General features: G+C 34.2%; 4 protein-coding genes and 1 pseudogene. All 5 read left to right on the top strand.

The window, feature by feature from the left end; all coding sequences use genetic code 11:
• Positions 1-146: 146 nt before the first annotated feature.
• On the top strand, positions 147-509 hold the full coding sequence (locus tag ACFSCZ_RS17725) for a hypothetical protein (RefSeq protein ID WP_144463418.1): 363 nt from the start codon (positions 147-149) through the stop codon (positions 507-509).
• 96 nt (positions 510-605) lie between these two features.
• On the top strand, positions 606-815 hold the full coding sequence (locus ACFSCZ_RS17730; RefSeq protein ID WP_380775841.1) for a hypothetical protein: 210 nt from the start codon (positions 606-608) through the stop codon (positions 813-815).
• Positions 816-843: 28 nt separating this feature from the next.
• Positions 844-1,320, top strand: coding sequence for an ArpU family phage packaging/lysis transcriptional regulator (locus ACFSCZ_RS17735; RefSeq protein ID WP_144463419.1), 477 nt, complete (start codon positions 844-846; stop codon positions 1,318-1,320).
• A gap of 348 nt (positions 1,321-1,668) precedes the next feature.
• Positions 1,669-1,905, top strand: a complete 237-nt coding sequence (locus tag ACFSCZ_RS17740; protein ID WP_144463420.1) for a hypothetical protein — start codon at positions 1,669-1,671, stop codon at positions 1,903-1,905.
• Positions 1,906-1,949: 44 nt separating this feature from the next.
• Positions 1,950-2,438, top strand: a pseudogene (locus tag ACFSCZ_RS17745) (hypothetical protein); the annotation flags it as partial.

Genomic DNA, 2,438 nt, shown 5'->3' on the forward strand with positions numbered 1-2,438 from the left:
GGTTTTTGGGTGTGTAGTAACTTCAATTATCCTTAGAATTCAGGGGGTGGCAATTTTTTTGCTTATAAAGCCCGCTATAAAGACATTCTATAGCCTATTTAATATAAAAGTTTTGACAATACGGGAAACAGTTAAGGAGTGGGAAAATGAAAAAGGTGAAAAGGTTTAATATTTTACAATACGTTATCCCCTTTTTCTTAATAAGTTTAGTTGCTTGTGATACTGATGAAACATCAGGGGAACCAATTATTTACGAAGGGATTGTTCAAGAGAAACATTTCCAAAAAGGAGATGTAAATGTCGGAGTAGGTGTTGGATCAAATGGAAGTATAGCTGTTACACCAGTCGTTTCAAGTGACAAATATATTATTTTTGTTGATGGCAAGGATTATGAAGTATCAGAAAAAGTCTGGCTTTCTGTAGAAAAAGACGATCATATAGAGTACGAGAAAGGTGTTTTTGGTGGGATTAGAAATATAAAAGTTCTATATGAAGAGGAAACGAATTAAAAACTTAAAGTATTTTTAGGTTTATTTTGTGATAAAACAGGACAAAATATGGAGTCATTGTTATTAATATTAGAATTAACAAAGGGGTGACTTTTAATGCCGTTTCCTCTAGTAAAGAAAAAGGAGTCTATACTATCGAAAAATGAAAGAAAGAATAGTGAAGTTTATTGCCTGTTGTTAGGTTTAGAACATGATGTTGAATTCTTGGAAAAAATCCCTATCGAAGAACAAAGGTATTTATTAGGACGGATAAACTATATTAAAAGTTATCTGAAAGGTGAAAGGAAGGTCAATTCAAACGAATAAAAATTATCAATAATTGGAGGGGAGTTTAATGGCTATGCGATTAGGTGTTGGCTTCTTTACAAATTCAGAAAAATTGTTTAGTAAAGATGAACTTGAGCAGGTTTTACAAGAAGATTCGTCATTCTTTATCGAGTATGTTGAAACGAAATGGTTACATAGGTATTTTAAAATGAAAGCTATGGCGAATGAAACTGCTATACCATCCATTACTTCAACAATATCTGATACACCCAATCGTAACAATCAATTTAGTAGTAAAACGGAATCGTATGCACTAAAATCCATTATCGCAAATGAGTGGATTAACCTTTTTCATGAAAAGCTCGACTTGTTACCGGAAGAGTTCAAAAAGTTGATAGAATTGAAATATTTGAACAGACGGGAGGACGGAAAATATCACGGGGATTATTTTGTATACACTCAACTGAACGTATCAAGGGCAAAGTATTATCGCATGAAAAAGGAGGCTTTGGAAGAATTGGGCAGACTGCTTTATCCATCGTGAGTATCATTTCAAGAGTTGATATGTTACAACAACAAAAACCGAAACCATATTCAAAAGGGGTACGAAGAGGGTCATCCATTGATTATAAAATGGAGACAATCAATGATAAGTTTCCTCGTTTAGAAATAATGATTTTTGTGTCTATGATCGTTGTCTTGATCCTTTAAGTCCCCTTCTATACTTTGATAATGAGTGTAGGAGCGGGTTCTAAAGTATAGTTTTTAACTTTAATTAGTGAAGATGAAGAATTAGTAAAAAACAATTGTAGTATGACTTGTATGTCATACTACAGTATGATATAATGTAATCAAAGCCAAAAGATAATCACTTCAATTAAGGGGGAATCAAATGAATGCTATTTTTAACTTTTTCGCTAGCTTATTCTATATGGTTCTTGGTTTAGTCCTTGTTGTTGTTATTGGTTGTATATCCATCTTTATTATTTATCATCTTGGGGTTTGGTTATTTAGTCTTGATAAAATCGCGCATTTTGTTAAAGAGAAAGATCATGTTGTTAGTTTATTTGTGGTTGGTATTGTTTTTGTTGGTGGTCTGATGTTATTTTCTACTATTTTCGGAGATTAAAGAAGCTATGTTTTCTACATGCTTTTATTAAGGGGGAATATAAAATGTTTAAAAAATTAATGGCAAGTGCATTATCGTTGGGATTAATGGGGAATATCCTTTTACCAATTAACTCTGTGAATGCTGAAAGCGTAGGGAAGTGTTCGATTACTATTGATGCCAATAAACATGTCGTAGGCAATGAAGCAGATGCCACAGGTGCTTGTAAAGGGTATGTTGTCGGATATGTAACCCCTAGTGGGAAGGCTATGGTAATAGGTGCTGTTTCAAAGCCTGTAAGTAATGGAGAGGTCGTAAGATACTCTACCATTAATGGTGAGTTTGATTTATTTGTTACAGTTATTCCTATAAAGTCTGAACCTAATCCTGATCCTGATCCTGCTGAACCTGAAAAACCAGTAGAGAAGCCTGAACAACCTGCTGAACCGGAAAAGCCGGTAGAGAAACCTGAACAACCTGCTGAACCGGAAAAGCCGGTAGAGAAACCTGAACAACCTGCTGAACCTGAAAAACCAGTAGAGAAACCTGAACAA

The sequence above is a fragment of the Siminovitchia sediminis genome (assembly GCF_042680885.1).
GTDB lineage: Bacteria > Bacillota > Bacilli > Bacillales > Bacillaceae_C > Siminovitchia > Siminovitchia sediminis.

Coding starts and splice junctions, on each gene's coding strand:
- ACFSCZ_RS17725 (WP_144463418.1), top strand. CDS start 147: ATGAAAAAGGTGAAAAGGTTTAATATTTTACAATACGTTATCCCCTTT.
- ACFSCZ_RS17730 (WP_380775841.1), top strand. CDS start 606: ATGCCGTTTCCTCTAGTAAAGAAAAAGGAGTCTATACTATCGAAAAAT.
- ACFSCZ_RS17735 (WP_144463419.1), top strand. CDS start 844: ATGGCTATGCGATTAGGTGTTGGCTTCTTTACAAATTCAGAAAAATTG.
- ACFSCZ_RS17740 (WP_144463420.1), top strand. CDS start 1,669: ATGAATGCTATTTTTAACTTTTTCGCTAGCTTATTCTATATGGTTCTT.